The organism is Massilia oculi (genome assembly GCF_017582745.1).
Classification (GTDB): domain Bacteria; phylum Pseudomonadota; class Gammaproteobacteria; order Burkholderiales; family Burkholderiaceae_D; genus Telluria; species Telluria oculi_A.
In genome coordinates, this window is sequence record NZ_JAFVIM010000013.1 from 134138 (window position 1) to 149054 (window position 14917).

Here is a 14917-nt window from a genome sequence, read left to right on the forward strand (position 1 = left end):
CGGGGCAGGCGTGGGAGGGGCGGAAAATTGTCAAACCGTCCCAAACGCGCGTAGAATGCTGGCAACGCGGGTGTAGTTCAATGGTAGAACGGCAGCTTCCCAAGCTTCATACGAGGGTTCGATTCCCTTCACCCGCTCCACACGATCATGTCGTATCCGTCGGTGCTCATGAAATGATCTCCAAGACATCATTCAAAGACCGCTCTCTGCTGCTGTTGACGGGCCTCGTCGCAGCAGGGGCAGCATGGGCGTTCTGGCGCTATCTCGGCGAAAACGGATTTGCCGTGCTGGCGGTCATTGCGATGGTGACGCTCTGGCTCGACAATCGGCGTCTGCGACGCCAGCTGGGCGACAAGCCGCCATCCGGGCCGGATCAGCGCTGACAGCAGCGCCATCTCATCTTCGGACGCAGTGTCCTGTCGATTCCTGCACTCAGCCATGCGAGGAACAAGGATGATACTGGACTCACCTTCACGCCGCCGCCTGCTGCAAGCAATGCTCGCCGCATCCGGCAGCCTGGCCCTGCCAGCGCTGCACGCCGCGCCGGCACCGGGGCCGGCACCGGGGCCGGCGCCGCTGCTCACCCACCCGATTCCCTCGTCCGGTGAGCAGATCCCGGTCATGGGCCTGGGCAGCTGGATCACCTTCAACGTCGGCCGCGACCCGCAGGCGCGCAAGGAATGCCAGGAGGTGATGCGCCAGTTCTTCGCCGGCGGCGGCCGGATGATCGATTCGTCTCCCATGTACGGCTCGGCCCAGGACGTGATCGGCGAAGCCGTACAAGCCATCAAGCCGCCGGCCTTGTTCTCGGCCGACAAGGTCTGGATCAGCGGCGGCGCCCGCGGCGTGCAGCAGATCGAGACTTCGCGCAAGCTGTGGCGCGTGCCGCGCTTCGACCTGCTGCAGGTGCATAACCTGCTGTCGTGGGAAGAGCACCTGAAAACCCTGCTGGCGATGAAGAAGGAAGGACGGCTGCGCTACGTCGGCATCACGACGTCCGAAGGCCGGCGCCACGGCGAGATCGAGAAGATCATGGCGTCACACCCTATCGACTTCGTACAAATCTCGTACAACGCCCTCGATCGTGAGGTGGAGGGGCGCATCCTGCCGCTGGCGCGCGAGCGTCGCATCGGCGTGATCGTCAACCGGCCGTTCCGCCAGGGTGACCTGACTCACGCGCTGGCCGGCAAGCCGCTGCCCGGCTGGGCCGCGGACATCGGCTGCGCCACCTGGGCCCAGGCGCTGCTGAAGTTCATCGTGTCCCACCCCGCCGTCACCTGCGCGATCCCCGCCACGTCGAGCGTGGCCCACGTGCGCGAGAACCTGTTGGCCGGCACCGGCCGGATGCCCGACGAGGCCCTGCGCAAGCGCATCGCCCAGGATGCCGAAAGACTGGCATGAGCGAGTGGTGGACCGAGTGGGCGACCTACAGGCTGTCGGACTTGTTGATGTTTTCGCAGCGCAGCTACTACCGGCTCATCGCCCTGTACAACGAGGCGGTCTGGCCCGCGCACCTGCTGGCGCTGGCGGCCGGTCTGGCCATGCTCGGTTGCGTTGCGCGTCCCGGCGCCCGTACGCGCCGCGGCGCGCTGCTGTTGCTGGCCGCGGCCTGGACCTGGGTCGGCTGGGCCTATCACCTGGAACGCCATGCGGACATCAATACCGCCGGTCCTTATTTCGCGCTCGCATTTGGCGTGCAGGCCCTGCTGCTGTGCTTCGTGGCGCTGCGGCCGCACGGCGCCGCGCCTGCCCGCGTGCAGAAACACGTGGCGCTGGGCCTTTGCGCCCTGGCGGTGCTCGGGTATCCGCTGCTCGCGCCGGTCAGCGGCCGCGGCTGGGATCGCGCTGAAGTGTTCGGCATCGCGCCCGATCCGACCGCCGTCGCCACGCTGGGCGTGCTGCTGGCATGCCGCGCCCACCCAATTTATTGGCTGATTCCGCTGGCCTGGTGCGCGGTAAGCGGGGCAACCCTGATGGAGCTGCGCGTTGGCTATGCCTGGCTGTTGCCGACGTTCGCCATCCTGGCAGTCGCAGCCGGCTTGCTCTTCAGGCACTCAAGACACTCGCCAGCACAATGAGCCTGATGTTATTCGTCGCTGGGGGGGAGTTTGCGCTTGAGCAGCTGCTTGAGAGAGCCATTCGACATTCCCGAATAATGAATGTCATCGATCCGCCAGCCATTTTCTCTTCTAGCCATGCGGTACTCCAGCCGCACTTTCTCACCGCTGGAGGGATAGGTAAATTCAACAGCCACAATGTCTTTTGGCATGGGACGTATCGTCAAGTCAGCGGCAGCCGGGTCCTGTGACGCGAAGATGGGGTCGAAGTCCAGGTTACATATTTCGCCGGTTTTTGCGGCGCAGTGACCGTCTTTGATCAGTAGAGAAGCCAGCTCCTGATCAAAGTAACGACGAAGGACCGGACTTGCCTGCTGCGCCAGCGGCTTGCCAAAAACGTTAAATGAACTCGACAGCACCTGCCATGCGAAGGTCTTGTACAGGCTGCCCACGATAGCGACTTGTTCATCTGATTCACGTGGCGCGGCAGTGGATGGAGTGATTGAAACGAGAGCGAAAGATATCGCGCAGAGTGCGCGGCTAAGGACGGTAGACAGCATACACGGGCCTTTCTCTGCGATAGGTTGGACCAGCCCAGAAGTCTCGTTGGGCGAAGTCGGATATCCATCTCTCGCCGTCGAATCCCGCGATATGGCCTGCTGGATTCCCGCCGCGATACGGTTGGATCACCACGATATCGCCTTTTTGAAACTTGAAATGCTCAGGGGTAGGAACGGCGACAACATGAAATCCATTTCTCGTCAGGATAGGCCCCCAATCCTTGGCCATGAGCGGATGCCCTGAAGTATTGGCGCCAGCAGCTTCAAGCGCCAGCCGAACAAAGCGGGCGCATCTGCCTTGACTTTGATTTTTCGCGTTTGTACGCAAATGCGATGCGAACTTTTCCACATCAATTGGCATGATTTTGGCGTGCTATTGAAGACACGACCAATTATTGTTGTCTCCCTGCTGTGAGCATTGCGTATTCGCAATCGCTCAGCTCGACAACAGATCGCGCAGCAAACCTAGCCAGCCCGGTACACGGTGAGCAGGACGATCTGGCGGATCCAAAATCAGGCATTGCTTCGCCAAGAATGTGTATTCCTTGGCATCCCGGAAGGCGCCAGACTGTCGTCATCCAGGGCCGAACGGCTGACGTCAACGCGCCTTGGTATTCATTCGAAGTCTTCTGAGGAGAACACGATGAAATACAAGACCTTGGGTAACACCGGCTTACTCGTATCGCAGCTGTGCCTGGGAACGATGACCTTTAGCGGCGGTAGCGGCGTGTACAATCATATCGGCAATGTCGATCAGGCTGGCGCCGATGGACTCGTCAAGGCCAGCATCGAGGCGGGCATCAATTTCTTCGATACCGCCGACGTGTATTCCGGTGGCGAAAGCGAAAGCACGCTCGGCCAGTCGTTCAAGAATCTCGGCATCGCGCGCAAGGACTATGTGCTGGCCACCAAGGTGTACAGCCGCATGGGGCCAGGCCGCAACGATGTCGGCGCTTCGCGCGGCCACATCATGGATGCGGTCGAAGCGAGCCTGCAACGGCTGCAGACGGATCACATCGACCTGTACCAGATCCACGCCACCGATATCCTGACGCCCACCGAGGAAACGCTGCGCGCGCTGGACGATCTGGTCCACCAGGGCAAGGTCCGCTATATCGGTGTCTCGAACTGGCCGGCATGGCGCGTCGCGACCGCGCTCGGGATTTCCGCCCGCCTGAACCTGGCGCGTTTCAATACGCTGCAGGCCCACTACTCGATCGCAAGCCGCGATCTCGAACGCGAACTGGGGCCATTGCTCGAAGCGGAAAAAATGGGCCTGCTCGTCTGGAGTCCGCTGGCCGGTGGGCTGTTGTCGGGTAAGTTCAGCCGCGAGAACCAGTCGCCGGAAGGTTCGCGCCGCTCCGAATTCGATTTCCCGATCATCAACAAGGAGCGCGCCTGGAACGTCATCGACGTGCTGCGCCCCATCGCCGAAGCGCACGCGTGCAGCCCGGCCCGGATTGCGCTGGCCTGGCTGCTGGCCAAGCCGGTCGTCACTTCCGTGCTGGTCGGGGCCAAGCGACTGAGCCAGCTCGAGGACAACATCGCCGCAGTCGACATCACCCTCAGCGAAGACGAGATCCGCCAGCTCGACGAAGTCAGCGAGCTGCCACCGGAATATCCAGGCTGGATGCTTGCGACCCAGGGCGCGGATCGCCTCGGCCCGGTCGACCTGTGGGCCGACAAGATGTCGTCCACTTCCTAAAGGCCGCCCTGCGGCACTTACTGAAAGGATTTCAGTCATGAGTTATCGATTACAGGAAAAAGTCGCCGTGATTACCGGCGCATCGAAGGGCCTGGGTGCGGCCATCGCAAAGCACTTCGCGGCCGAGGGGGCATCGGTCGTGGTCAACTACGCAAGCAGCAAGGAAGCGGCCGACGATATCGTGGACGAGATCGTCGAAGCCGGTGGCAAGGCCATTGCCATCAGGGCCGACATGCGCGACCCGGATGACGTCAGGCAGCTCTTCGCCCAGGCGAACGAGGCCTGCGGGCGCATCGACGTACTCGTCAACAATGCTGGGGTATATGACTTCCAGCCTCTGGAGAACCTCTCGCTCGAACTCTTCCGCAAGCATTTCGAGCTGAACGTCTTCGGCTATCTGCTCGCCATCCGGGAAGCGGCTGCCTACATGCATGACGGCGGCAGCATCATCAATATGAGCTCCACCGTGACGCTGTTCGGACCAGAGAACGCGTCGGTCTATTCCGCGACCAAGGGGGCGATCGATGGCCTTACCCGCGCTCTGTCGAACGAGCTCGCGCCACGCCGGATCCGCGTGAATGCGATCAAGCCGGGCGTCGTCGCGACCGAGGGTGTGCACGCGGGCGGCTTCCTGGAGTCGGAATTTGGCCCGGCCATCACGGCCCGGACGCCGCTGGGCCGGCTGGGCGTTCCCGACGACGTCACGCCCGCGGCCGTCTACCTGGCGTCCGACGAATCGGCCTGGACCACGGGCGAATTCATGGTGCTCGCTGGTGGACACCGTTGATGTGATCATTCCCGCCCGCCGACGGGCGGGCTGCAAGGAGGATTGAAATGGCAACGACAACCGATATGACGCCCGGACAGGTCGTCCAGCATTACCTCGATACCTTCTTCAGGAAGGACGTCGAGCGCACCCTCGAATGCCTGACCGATGACGTCGTGTGGAAGGTACAAGGGGCGCCCGACGTGCCGACGATCGGCGTCCAGCATGGCAAGGAAGAAGTACGCGCCTGGATGGCGCTGTTTCCCGTCAACTTCGAGCCGCTCGAGTTCCATACCGAGCGCATCTTCGAGAGCGGCGACCAGGTGGTCATCACAGGACACTTCAAGCACCGCATCCTGAGCACCGGCAAGGAGTTCGAAAGCGACTTCGCGGCACTCTGTTCGGTAAGAGACGGCAAGGTCAGCGCGTACAACTTCATCGAGGATTCATATGGCCTGTGGCGCGCGTTCCAGGCCGACTCAGCTCGACAGGAGATTTCCTGACCTGAACGAATCCTCGCCCGCCACCTTGCACACGTGCATGCCACGTAACAGGTGCCGGTGCGCCGTGCTGGCGAACAGCAGTCCCGGGCGGCTGGCCGCCACCGGCGTGACCTGGCCGCTGACCGGATTGACGATATCCGCGATCGGCTCGCCCGCCGCCACCTGGTCGCCCAGCTGCTTGCGAAACACCAGCACGCCCGCATGCGGCGCCGCCAGCGGCTCGACCGCGTCCAGCGGCGTCGGGCCGCACTGGGCCGCGGGCAGGGCGGCTGTCGGGATATCGAGCACGCCCTGGTGCGCCAGGTATTGCAGGATGGCGTCGGCATCCTGCTCCGCATAGTCGTAGTTCACATCGTTCTCGCCGCGCAGCTCGACGGTGACGGCGGCGCAGGCGGGCGGGATCGCGGCTTGCGGAAAATGATCCGCCAGGTCCCACCACACCCGGCTGCAGGCTTCGTCGAAGGCTTCGCCGCCTGACTCCTTCGCCACCAGCAGCACGCGCGCGCCCATCAGGTCGGCCAGCGGCTGGATCACGTCGACCAGCGGGGTACCGGTGTACATGTGCAGCACCGCCTCGTTATCGCAGTGCAGGTCGAGCACGATGTCGGCGTCGATCGCCATGCCCAGCAGGGTTTTCTTGAGCGTGGCGGCATTGTCCGCCGGTTCCCAGGCCGCCACCTCGCGCCGCGCGTGCTCGCGGATCAGGGCGACGTTGGCCGCGGCGTCAGTGCCCAGTTGGCCTTCGAGCGCGGTCTTGAGCGCGGCGGCGACGTGGCGGTAGGAACGGTTGAAGTTCAGTCCCGTGGACAGGTCGTAGCGGCCGAACGGCGCGCCATGCAGCACCTGGGACAGGCCGAGCGGGTTGGCGGCCGGGACCAGGACGATCTCGCCCTTGATCTTCCCTTTCGCATCGAGTTCGTCGAGCTGCCCGCGCAGCAGGTGCGCGACCAGCATCGCCGGCACCTCGTCGGCGTGGATCGCGGCCTGGATGTATACCTTCTTGCCGCTGCCGGGCGAGCCATAGTGGAAGGCCGTCAGGTTCAGGGTGGCGACACTGTCTTCGATGGAGATCGGGTATTTCGTCGAGTGCATGGCAAAGGGCTCCGGCGTTGCGAGGGGAAGACACAGATTATGCGCGATTCCGTCTTGCCGCCACGCACGGTCGATGGCGGGGGAGGCTGCGCTATAATGACAGCCGTTTTTTTCCGCATATTCCACACTCCCCATGTCTTCTGAAAAGCCTACCAGTGGTCCGGCACGGTCCATGCTGTACGATCCCACCGAGCACCGCATCCGCAGTTTCGTCACGCGCGCAGGGCGGTTGTCGACCGCGCAGGCGCGGGCTTTCGAGCAGCATGGGCCGAAGTTCCTGATCGAGTACAAGAAGGAAGCGCTCGACCTCGAGCAGGCCTTCGGCCGCAAGGCGCCGGTCGTCCTCGAAATCGGCTTCGGCATGGGCGACACCACGGCCCATATCGCGAAGCTGATGCCCGAGACGGACTTCCTGGGCGTCGAGGTGCACACGCCGGGCGTGGGCAGCCTGCTCAAGCAGATCGGCGAGCAGGACATCGCCAACCTGCGCCTGGTCCAGCACGACGTATTCGAGGTGCTGAACCACATGATCGCTGACGGCGCGCTGCACGGCGTGCACGTGTTCTTCCCCGATCCATGGCACAAGGCGCGCCACAACAAGCGCCGCCTGATCCAGCCGGCTTTTGTGAAGCTGCTGTGCCAGAAGATCGCGCCGGGCGGCTACCTGCACCTGGCGACCGACTGGGAAGACTATGCGGTGCAGATGCTCGAGGTCTTGAGCGCCGAGCCGGAGCTGGTCAATACCGCCGAGGGCTACGCGCCACAGCCCGCATACCGTCCGCTGACCAAGTTCGAAAACCGCGGCATCAAGCTGGGCCACGGGGTGTGGGACCTGGTCTTCACGCGCACGTAAGCAGCTCGCGGTTCGTCGTTCGTTCCGCTTCCTCCGTCGTTCGTCGCCTGCCGCTGTCTTTCAGCTGCGATCGTTCCTAGACTGTGCTCGTTGCAATACATTGACGAATACGGAGAATTACCATGTTTGGACGCATTGCAAGGTGGTACCGGGATTGGGAGCGGGAGCAGCTGGAGCTGCTTCGGCAGCCCGATCTGGCAAGCGGTTTGCCTGCTGGCTGGCGCCGCTCGATGGGATTGAAGGTCGCCCGGATGTCCCCCCTCGAACGCCAGGAGCTGCTACGGTTCTCGATGACTTATCGGGGATGGGCGCTATGGCGTCTACTGGCCAAGCTGTGCCTGGTATTTTCCGTCACCGGCGCACTGTTCAAGCTGGCCTTCAAGCCAGAGCTTTCCACCTTGCAGGCGGTCGTGGCGGCGAATGCCTTGGGTCTGATGACCTGCATGGGTGTCGTCACCGTCTGGTTCAACCACGCGCGATATGCCCGGCCTGGCCGCGGACTGATGGTCAAGACCGCCGGTTTGGCGTTGCTGGGGGGACTGTATGGCGGAGCTATCGCCATCTTGTTCAAGGGAGACAGCTGGCAAGACTTGCTCGATTCCCTGCCGAGCATCCTGGCCGTTATCGGCTTTGGCTTGCTGTTGCTGGGCTTGCTGGGAGTCGGCCTGGCCATGATGCGCAATCGTCACCATGAGCTCCTCACGGCGCAGCTGACCCAGGAAGCCGAACAGGAACGCCTGGCGCGCGAGCTGAGCGAAACCCAGTTGCGCCTCCTGCGCGCCCAGATTGAGCCGCACTTCCTGTTCAATACCCTGGGCGCGGTGCAGCAGCTGGCCGAGCAGGGTGCGCCGCGCGCTGCCGAACTCACATCCCACCTGATCGACTTCCTGCGCGGCAGCATGAGCGATATGCGCTGCGAGCAGGTAGCGTTGGCCACCGAGTTCGGCCTGGTCGAATCCTACCTGCGGGTGATGCAGATCCGCATGGGCGAGCGCTTGCGCTACATGGTCGACGTACCCGACGCACTGGCTGACACGCAGATTCCCAGCATGCTCGTGCTGACCCTGGCCGAGAACGCGATCAAGCACGGCATCGAGCCCTCCCTGCATGGCGGCGAGATCGCGGTCACGGCCCATGACGACGGCGGGACGATCCGCATCCGGGTGCGCGACAGCGGCGTCGGCATGAGCGACACGCCGGGCGCCGGCGCCGGCCTGGAAAACGTGCGCCACCGCCTGCGCCTGGCTTACGGCGAGGGCGCCTGCCTGTTGCTGAGTGAAGCCGAACCCGGCCTGCTGGCCGAAATCGCCATCCCCTGCAAGGAGCAAGCATGAGTGTCAACGTGCTCGTCGCCGAAGACGAACCATTGATGCGCGAGCGCCTGCTCGGCATGCTGGCCACGGCCTGGCCCGAAGCGCAGGTAGTCGCGGCCCCCGAGAACGGCATCGATGCCTGGGACGCCTGGCTCGAGCACGAGCCGCAGGTGGTCTTTCTCGACATCCGCATGCCCGGCATGTCGGGCCTGGAAGTCGCGGAGCGCATCGGCCGCCGCTCGCACGTGGTGTTCGTCACCGCCTACGACCAGTATGCGGTCGATGCCTTCGACACCGGTGCGGTCGACTACCTGCTGAAACCCATCCAGCCGGGGCGGCTCGACAAGGCCCTGGCGCGCCTGCGTGAAAAACTGGACGCCCGCCCGGACGATGTCGGCAAGGTCATCCAGCAGGTGAGGGAAGCGTCGCCCGAGCCGAAGCGCGAAAAGCTGAAATGGCTGAAAGCCAGCGTCGGCAAGCAGATCCGCCTGATCGACGTCGACGAAGTGCTGTTCTTCCAGGCCGACAGCAAGTACACGCGGGTGGTGCTGGCCGATTCGGAGGCGCTGGTGCGCATTCCCTTGAAAGATCTGGTGGGCGGGCTCGATCCAGGCCTGTTCTGGCAGATCCACCGCGGCACGCTGGTGAACGTGAATGCGATCCGGGCGGCCGAGCGGGTCGACGCCGAACGCATGCAGGTGCTGCTGCGCGGGAGCGACGAGGTGCTCCCGGTCAGCCGCAGTTTCACTCACCTGTTCCGGGAATAATCCGGTCAGCTCATCTCGTTGATGATGGCGACGATCTCGTCGCCGTACGAGACGAGCTTCTTCTCGCCCACGCCCGACACGCCGCGCAGCTGGTCGATCGAGGCCGGCTTGACCTTGGCGATCTCGCGCAGGGTCGCATCCTGGAACACGACATAGGCCGGCACGCCGTGTTCGCGCGCGGTGCCCATGCGCCACGAGCGCAGGCGGTCGAAGATCGCCTGTTCGTCGCGCGACAGTTCGGTCTCTTCGTAGCTCGAGCGCGAGGTGGACGGACGCTTGGCCTTGACCGGCTTGGCGTACTGGCGCAGCTGCACCTTCTGCTCGCCCTTGAGCACCGGCCGCGCCAGGTCGGTCAGCTTGAGGGAGCTGAAGGCGTCGTGGTCGACCGTCACCAGGCCCAGCGCGATCGCTTGCCGCAGGATGGCGCGCCATTCCTGCTCGGAGCGGTCGGCGCCGACGCCATACACGGTGAGCTTGTCGTGATGCCACTGGCTGATGCGTTCCGTCTGCGCGCCGCGCAGCACGTCGATCACGTGGCCGCCGGCGAAGCGCTGGTCGACCCGGTAGATGGCCGACAGCAGCTTCTGCACCGGCACCGTGCCGTCGAAGCTGACCGGCGGCACCAGGCAGGTGTCGCAGTTGCCGCAGGGGCCGGAGCGCTCGCCGAAGTAGTCGAGCAGGCGCATGCGCCGGCAGGACAGGGTCTCGCATAGTCCGAGCATGGCGTCGAGTTTCATCGACAGCACGCGCTTGAAGGTTTCGTCGGCCTCGGATTCGTCGATCATGCGGCGCTGCAGGACGACGTCTTGCAGGCCGTAGGCCATCCAGGCGCTGGCCGGCAGGCCGTCGCGGCCGGCGCGGCCCGTCTCCTGGTAATAGCCCTCGATGCTCTTGGGCAGGTCGAGGTGGCAGACGAAACGCACGTCGGGTTTGTCGATGCCCATGCCGAAGGCGATGGTGGCGACCATGACGATATTCTCTTCGCGCAGGAATCTAGCCTGGTTGGCGGCGCGCACCGTGTGCTCCATGCCGGCGTGGTAGGCCATGGCGCGGATGCCGTGCTCGTTCAGGAAGTCCGCCGTCTCTTCGACCTTCTTGCGCGACAGGCAGTAGACGATGCCGGAATCCTGCGGATGTTCGCTCGTGATGAAATCGATCAGCTGCTTGCGGCCGGTGGTCTTCTCGACGATCGAGTAGCGGATATTGGGGCGGTCGAACGACGAGACGAACTGGCGCGCGTCTTCCAGCTGCAGGCGGTGCGCGATCTCGGCCCGGGTCTGCTGGTCGGCGGTCGCGGTGAGCGCGATGCGCGGCACGTTCGGAAAGCGCTCGTGCAGGATCGACAGGCGGATGTATTCGGGACGGAAGTCATGGCCCCATTGCGAGACGCAGTGGGCCTCGTCGATGGCGAACAGCGAGATGCGCGAGGCTTCGAACAGTTCGAGGCAGCGCGGCGTCATCAGGCGCTCGGGCGCCACGTAGACGAGGTCGATCTCGCCACTACGCACCAGGCGCTCGATGCGCAGGGTCTCTTCGAAGGTCTGGGTCGAGTTGAGGAACGCCGCCCTGACCCCGACTTCTTCCAGCGCATCGACCTGGTCTTGCATCAGCGCGATGAGCGGGGAGATGACGACGCCGACGCCGTCGCGCAGCAGCGCGGGGATCTGGTAGCACAGCGACTTGCCGCCGCCGGTCGGCATCAGGACCAGCGCGTCGCCACCGCTGGCCACGTGCTCGACGATCTCTCCCTGCTGCCCGCGGAAGGCGGGATAGCCGAAGACCGTCTCCAGCACATGGAGAGCGCGCGCGCCGAGGTCGGCGCCGATATCGGGATTCATACTGTCTGTTTCAGTGTTTGGATCAGGGGTAAGGCGCTAGTTTACTCCGACCAGTTGACCAAGCCAAAGTGAGCGGTCACCAGCACCAGGATACCGAATACGATACGGTACCAGGCGAAGATCGTGAAGTCGTGCGAGCTGATGTAGCGCAGCAGCCAGCGCACGCACAGGAAGGCCGCGATGAAGGCCGAGACGAAGCCGAGGCCGAACAGCGGGAAGTCGGCCATCGACAGTGCCTCGCGTTCCTTGACCACAGAATACACCGTAGCGCCAAGCATCGTCGGCATGGCAAGGAAAAACGAGAACTCGGTGGCCGCCTTGCGCGACAGGCCGAACAGCATGCCGCCGATGATGGTCGAGCCCGAACGGCTGGTGCCGGGAATCAGGGCGAAGGACTGGGCGAAACCGACCTTGAGTGCATCGAGCGCCGTCATCTGGTCGACCGTCTCGACCCGCGGCGGCGCCATGCGCTGGCGCTGGCGGTGTTCCACCCAGAGGATGATGACGCCGCCCACGACCAGGGCGATCGCCACCGGCACCGGGTGGAACAGGAGTTCGGTGATCGTGGCGCTGAACAGCACGCCGGCAACGGCGGCCGGCATGAAGGCGATCGCGACATTGCGCGCGAAGCGCTGCTGGATCGGATCCGACCCCAGCCCGGAAAACAGGCGCGTGACGCGCTCCCGGTACTCCCAGACGACGGCCAGCACGGCGCCCAGCTGGATCACGATCTTGAATACCGTTTCCCTGACGCCTGTAAAGTTGAGCAACTCGCCCGCAAGAATCAGGTGACCGGTGGAAGAAATCGGAAGAAATTCGGTGAAGCCCTCGACCAGGCCCATGATGATCGCCTTGATGGCGAGCGCAATATCCATGAATTGTATTGGTGTGGAAGTGATCTGGGACGAGCCGGCTCAGGCACGCCGACTCGGGCTCGAAGCTTACCATGAGCCGGGCCGCCACCGTTGTGCTAACTGAACCGTACGGGCGATTTTGCGAGGGGAAAGTGCGGTGATCGGACGTCTTGACGGGCGCTCGAATGAAAAAAGCGCTTGCATCGATTGTGAAATCGCGTGCTACACTAAAACCATGAGTAATCCTGCACTCACCCAATGAGTCTATTATTAGTCATCATCCTTGCCGCGCTGTCCTGGCTGGCATTTCATGACTGGCAGTTGCCCAACGCATTACGCTACCGACCCTTCCAGGGCCGGGTCTGGCGCAGTTCCTTCCCATCCGCATCCCGTAAAGATATCCGTGAATTCCTGTCGGTGTTCGGCGCCGCCTTCTCGTTCGGCGACAGCGACAAGCTGCACCTGCGTCCCGACGACCAGGTGCTGGGCGTGGTGCGCGCCGCCAAACCGGCGCGCTGGAAGCCCGATGAGTCCGATATCGAGCCGCTGGCGCACGCCCTGCGCGAGCGTTACGGCCTGCGCCTGGACGAGGTCTGGCATGACAGTTTGACCCTGGGCGGGCTGTTCCAGCGCGTGCAACAGGCGCGCGGCAAAGCGGCGAAGTAGGACCGGCGGCTCGCCCTACGGCGCTGTCGCTTCTTCCAGCTCGCTCAGCCAGCGGATCGCCTGCGGGCGATCGTCGCCGCACATCTCGTGCGACGGCTGCAGGCCGCCGCAGAAGACTGGCCGTTCCGGTTGTCCAAAGATGCGGCAGCGCTCATCCTCCCCCAGTTGCACGCAACGCACCCCGGCTGGTTTGCCGTTCGGCATACCGGGAATCGGGCTGGTGATCGAGGGCGCGGTGCAGCAGGCGCCGCATTGCGGCCGGCACTGGAAAGAGGCGGACATGGACATCGAGGAAGGCATGAAACAGAGCCCGCCAGTATATCCCGGTCATCCGTCATCGGCCTGCGACATCTTCGTGAAAACGGATGAATCTACGGTTACTACCACATTTCAACTAATATAGTTTCGGCTATACAACGGTTGCTTGACTGTACCGACGAGCGCGGTCTATATTAATTGTTCCTTAGATAATTTCTGGGCGGGAATATGGACTGCCAACTTGACAGCAAGCCGCGCTGGGAACGTCGCAAGGAGGCGCGTCCCAAAGAGCTCCTGGCCTCCGCGATCGAGCTGTTCGTCGAACGTGGTTTCGCCTCCACTCGCCTGGAAGACGTGGCCCGCCGCGCCGGGGTGTCCAAGGGAACGCTGTACCTGTATTACGCCAACAAGGAAGACCTGTTCAAGGCCGTCGTGCGCCAGACCATCCTGCCGATGATCGACGATGCCGAGACCTCGGTGGCGGAGTTCGATGGCCATAGCGCCGAATTGCTGCGGCACGTGATCCTGTCATGGTGGGTGCGCATCGGCTCGACCAAGGCTTCCGGCATCAGCAAGCTGATCCTCGCCGAAGCCGATAATTTCCCCGAACTGGCGCGCTTTTACCAGGAAGAGGTCATGACGCGCCGCATGCGCATGATTTCGAACATGCTCGAACGCGGCATCCGCCGCGGCGAATTCCGCGCGATCGACGTGCCACAGACGGCCCAGGTGCTGATCGCGCCGCTGCTGATGCTCTCCACCTGGAAGCATACGATCGCCCCCTGCGAGCGCTGCGACCTGCAGCCGGAGGCCTTCCTGGAAGCCTTCCTCGACATCACCCTGCACGGCCTGCTTCCCCCATCCAAGTAACTTGTCAATCACGCCAGGGACGGATTTCTGGCGTTCATCCCCCTCAAACTGCAGACTGTCGCAATTTTCCTCTGGCTCGGCCGTGCATCGTTAAGATGTGCGTCCAGAGGCCATTGAGCGATTAGAATATCGGATTATTTATTTTTCCACCGAGAACTGAAATGAATATCGAACAAGCCCGCTTCAACATGATCGAACAGCAAATCCGTCCGTGGAACGTCCTGGACCAGGATGTGCTGGACCTGCTGCACGTGGTCAAGCGCGAACAATTCGTGCCGAAGGCCTACGAGAACCTGGCGTTCGCGGATGTCGAGATTCCGCTGGCGGGTGGCGAGGCGATGTTCAATCCGAAGGTCGAAGCGCGCATCGCCCAAGAAATCGCGGTGAAGAAGCATGAGAACGTGCTCGAGATCGGCACCGGTTCCGGCTACATGGCCGCGCTGCTGGCGCACAAGGCGCGTCACGTGACCACGGTCGAGATCCAGCCCGAGAGCGTCGCCCTGGCCAAGGAAAACCTGGCCAAGGCTGGCGTGACCAACGTCAGCGTGGAAGAAGGCAACGGCGCCCAGGGCTGGTCGACGGGCACCGAATACGACGTGATCGTGGTCTCGGGCGGCCTGCCGGTGCTGCCGGAAGCGCTGGTCAAGCAGCTGAAGGTGGGCGGCCGCATGATCGCCATCCTGGGCGAGGCGCCAGCGATGAGCTGCCACCTGATCACCCGCACCTCGGAAACGGCGCACGATTCGGTCAAGGTGTTCGAGACCGTGGCCAAGCCGTTGACCGGCGCCGAAGCGCCGTCGCGCTTCACCTTCTGA

18 protein-coding genes and 1 tRNA gene are annotated in these 14917 nt (G+C 63.5%); 13 read left to right on the top strand and 6 right to left on the bottom strand.

Annotation, left to right across the window (positions count from 1 at the left end; genetic code table 11):
* Positions 1-66 precede the first annotated feature (66 nt).
* The 4 genes from J3U95_RS16330 (at position 67) to J3U95_RS16345 (ending at position 2078) form a co-directional block, all read left to right on the top strand.
* Positions 67-140: transfer RNA gene (locus J3U95_RS16330), tRNA-Gly, on the top strand.
* A 33-nt stretch (positions 141-173) separates the two neighbouring features.
* Positions 174-383, top strand: coding sequence for a hypothetical protein (locus tag J3U95_RS16335; RefSeq protein WP_208279730.1), 210 nt, complete (start codon positions 174-176; stop codon positions 381-383).
* Between the two features lie 70 nt (positions 384-453).
* Entirely contained in the window at positions 454-1401 is a 948-nt protein-coding gene (locus J3U95_RS16340) for an aldo/keto reductase (protein WP_208279731.1), read from the top strand.
* Positions 1398-2078, top strand: coding sequence for a DUF6064 family protein (locus tag J3U95_RS16345; protein ID WP_208279732.1), 681 nt, complete (start codon positions 1398-1400; stop codon positions 2076-2078). The genes J3U95_RS16340 and J3U95_RS16345 overlap by 4 nt, the downstream gene beginning before the upstream one ends.
* A gap of 8 nt (positions 2079-2086) precedes the next feature.
* Here J3U95_RS16345 and J3U95_RS16350 read toward each other — a convergent pair whose 3' ends face one another.
* Positions 2087-2617 (bottom strand): YqhG/Tai3 family protein, encoded by a 531-nt coding sequence (locus J3U95_RS16350; RefSeq protein WP_208279733.1) that lies wholly within the window; start codon positions 2615-2617, stop codon positions 2087-2089.
* Positions 2598-2978, bottom strand: coding sequence for a CHAP domain-containing protein (locus J3U95_RS16355; RefSeq protein WP_208279734.1), 381 nt, complete (start codon positions 2976-2978; stop codon positions 2598-2600). Before J3U95_RS16355 ends, J3U95_RS16350 begins: the two co-directional genes overlap by 20 nt.
* 282 nt (positions 2979-3260) lie before the next feature.
* Between J3U95_RS16355 and J3U95_RS16360 the strand changes: the two genes are divergently transcribed.
* Genes J3U95_RS16360 through J3U95_RS16370 form a run of 3 tightly spaced genes read left to right on the top strand, consistent with a single transcriptional unit; the run spans position 3261 to position 5591 of the window.
* Complete coding sequence (locus tag J3U95_RS16360; RefSeq protein WP_208279735.1) at positions 3261-4322, top strand: aldo/keto reductase; 1062 nt, start codon at positions 3261-3263, stop codon at positions 4320-4322.
* A gap of 37 nt (positions 4323-4359) precedes the next feature.
* Entirely contained in the window at positions 4360-5109 is a 750-nt protein-coding gene (locus tag J3U95_RS16365; RefSeq protein ID WP_208279736.1) for an SDR family NAD(P)-dependent oxidoreductase, read from the top strand.
* A gap of 47 nt (positions 5110-5156) precedes the next feature.
* Positions 5157-5591, top strand: a complete 435-nt coding sequence (locus tag J3U95_RS16370; RefSeq protein WP_208279737.1) for a nuclear transport factor 2 family protein — start codon at positions 5157-5159, stop codon at positions 5589-5591.
* Here J3U95_RS16370 and J3U95_RS16375 read toward each other — a convergent pair.
* Positions 5568-6683: a succinylglutamate desuccinylase/aspartoacylase family protein gene (locus J3U95_RS16375; protein WP_208279738.1), complete on the bottom strand. Its 1116-nt coding sequence runs from the start codon at positions 6681-6683 to the stop codon at positions 5568-5570. The two genes, J3U95_RS16370 and J3U95_RS16375, sit on opposite strands and share 24 nt — an antisense overlap.
* A gap of 172 nt (positions 6684-6855) precedes the next feature.
* On the opposite strand from J3U95_RS16375, the gene trmB reads away from it, so the two are divergent.
* The 3 genes from trmB to J3U95_RS16390 all read left to right on the top strand — a co-directional run bounded on the left by trmB (position 6856) and on the right by J3U95_RS16390 (position 9616).
* Positions 6856-7536 carry a tRNA (guanosine(46)-N7)-methyltransferase TrmB gene (trmB, locus tag J3U95_RS16380; RefSeq protein ID WP_208279739.1) on the top strand — a complete coding sequence of 227 codons (681 nt, stop codon included), beginning with the start codon at positions 6856-6858 and terminating at the stop codon, positions 7534-7536.
* Positions 7537-7787: 251 nt separating this feature from the next.
* Positions 7788-8870 (top strand): sensor histidine kinase, encoded by a 1083-nt coding sequence (locus J3U95_RS16385; protein ID WP_208279740.1) that lies wholly within the window; start codon positions 7788-7790, stop codon positions 8868-8870.
* Positions 8867-9616, top strand: a complete 750-nt coding sequence (locus J3U95_RS16390) for a LytR/AlgR family response regulator transcription factor (protein ID WP_208279741.1) — start codon at positions 8867-8869, stop codon at positions 9614-9616. The genes J3U95_RS16385 and J3U95_RS16390 overlap by 4 nt, the downstream gene beginning before the upstream one ends.
* A 5-nt stretch (positions 9617-9621) precedes the next feature.
* Here the strand turns inward: J3U95_RS16390 and recQ are convergent, their stop codons facing one another.
* Together recQ and J3U95_RS16400 are read right to left on the bottom strand one after the other, a co-directional pair.
* On the bottom strand, positions 9622-11454 hold the full coding sequence (gene recQ / locus J3U95_RS16395) for a DNA helicase RecQ (RefSeq protein WP_208279742.1): 1833 nt from the start codon (positions 11452-11454) through the stop codon (positions 9622-9624).
* Between the two features lie 41 nt (positions 11455-11495).
* Positions 11496-12329, bottom strand: a complete 834-nt coding sequence (locus J3U95_RS16400) for an undecaprenyl-diphosphate phosphatase (protein WP_208279743.1) — start codon at positions 12327-12329, stop codon at positions 11496-11498.
* 237 nt (positions 12330-12566) lie between these two features.
* On the opposite strand from J3U95_RS16400, the gene J3U95_RS16405 reads away from it, so the two are divergent.
* A complete protein-coding gene (locus tag J3U95_RS16405) occupies positions 12567-12974 on the top strand; it encodes a hypothetical protein (RefSeq protein ID WP_208279744.1) in 408 nt (135 codons plus the stop codon).
* Between the two features lie 15 nt (positions 12975-12989).
* Here the strand turns inward: J3U95_RS16405 and J3U95_RS16410 are convergent, their stop codons facing one another.
* A complete protein-coding gene (locus tag J3U95_RS16410) occupies positions 12990-13256 on the bottom strand; it encodes a YkgJ family cysteine cluster protein (protein ID WP_370661264.1) in 267 nt (88 codons plus the stop codon).
* 204 nt (positions 13257-13460) lie between these two features.
* On the opposite strand from J3U95_RS16410, the gene J3U95_RS16415 reads away from it, so the two are divergent.
* Both J3U95_RS16415 and J3U95_RS16420 read left to right on the top strand, forming a co-directional pair.
* Positions 13461-14102 carry a TetR/AcrR family transcriptional regulator gene (locus J3U95_RS16415; RefSeq protein WP_208279746.1) on the top strand — a complete coding sequence of 214 codons (642 nt, stop codon included), beginning with the start codon at positions 13461-13463 and terminating at the stop codon, positions 14100-14102.
* Positions 14103-14263: 161 nt separating this feature from the next.
* A complete protein-coding gene (locus J3U95_RS16420) occupies positions 14264-14917 on the top strand; it encodes a protein-L-isoaspartate O-methyltransferase family protein (protein WP_208279747.1) in 654 nt (217 codons plus the stop codon).

Bases quoted from the DNA above. Each gene is read 5' to 3' on its own strand.
- J3U95_RS16415 (WP_208279746.1), top strand. From the start codon at position 13,461: ATGGACTGCCAACTTGACAGCAAGCCGCGCTGGGAACGTCGCAAGGAG.
- J3U95_RS16370 (WP_208279737.1), top strand. From the start codon at position 5,157: ATGGCAACGACAACCGATATGACGCCCGGACAGGTCGTCCAGCATTAC.
- J3U95_RS16405 (WP_208279744.1), top strand. From the start codon at position 12,567: ATGAGTCTATTATTAGTCATCATCCTTGCCGCGCTGTCCTGGCTGGCA.
- J3U95_RS16390 (WP_208279741.1), top strand. From the start codon at position 8,867: ATGAGTGTCAACGTGCTCGTCGCCGAAGACGAACCATTGATGCGCGAG.
- recQ (WP_208279742.1), bottom strand. From the start codon at position 11,454: ATGAATCCCGATATCGGCGCCGACCTCGGCGCGCGCGCTCTCCATGTG.
- J3U95_RS16360 (WP_208279735.1), top strand. From the start codon at position 3,261: ATGAAATACAAGACCTTGGGTAACACCGGCTTACTCGTATCGCAGCTG.
- J3U95_RS16400 (WP_208279743.1), bottom strand. From the start codon at position 12,329: ATGGATATTGCGCTCGCCATCAAGGCGATCATCATGGGCCTGGTCGAG.
- J3U95_RS16365 (WP_208279736.1), top strand. From the start codon at position 4,360: ATGAGTTATCGATTACAGGAAAAAGTCGCCGTGATTACCGGCGCATCG.
- J3U95_RS16335 (WP_208279730.1), top strand. From the start codon at position 174: ATGATCTCCAAGACATCATTCAAAGACCGCTCTCTGCTGCTGTTGACG.
- J3U95_RS16340 (WP_208279731.1), top strand. From the start codon at position 454: ATGATACTGGACTCACCTTCACGCCGCCGCCTGCTGCAAGCAATGCTC.
- J3U95_RS16350 (WP_208279733.1), bottom strand. From the start codon at position 2,617: ATGCTGTCTACCGTCCTTAGCCGCGCACTCTGCGCGATATCTTTCGCT.
- J3U95_RS16420 (WP_208279747.1), top strand. From the start codon at position 14,264: ATGAATATCGAACAAGCCCGCTTCAACATGATCGAACAGCAAATCCGT.
- J3U95_RS16410 (WP_370661264.1), bottom strand. From the start codon at position 13,256: ATGTCCGCCTCTTTCCAGTGCCGGCCGCAATGCGGCGCCTGCTGCACC.
- J3U95_RS16375 (WP_208279738.1), bottom strand. From the start codon at position 6,683: ATGCACTCGACGAAATACCCGATCTCCATCGAAGACAGTGTCGCCACC.
- J3U95_RS16355 (WP_208279734.1), bottom strand. From the start codon at position 2,978: ATGCCAATTGATGTGGAAAAGTTCGCATCGCATTTGCGTACAAACGCG.
- J3U95_RS16385 (WP_208279740.1), top strand. From the start codon at position 7,788: ATGTCCCCCCTCGAACGCCAGGAGCTGCTACGGTTCTCGATGACTTAT.
- J3U95_RS16345 (WP_208279732.1), top strand. From the start codon at position 1,398: ATGAGCGAGTGGTGGACCGAGTGGGCGACCTACAGGCTGTCGGACTTG.
- trmB (WP_208279739.1), top strand. From the start codon at position 6,856: ATGCTGTACGATCCCACCGAGCACCGCATCCGCAGTTTCGTCACGCGC.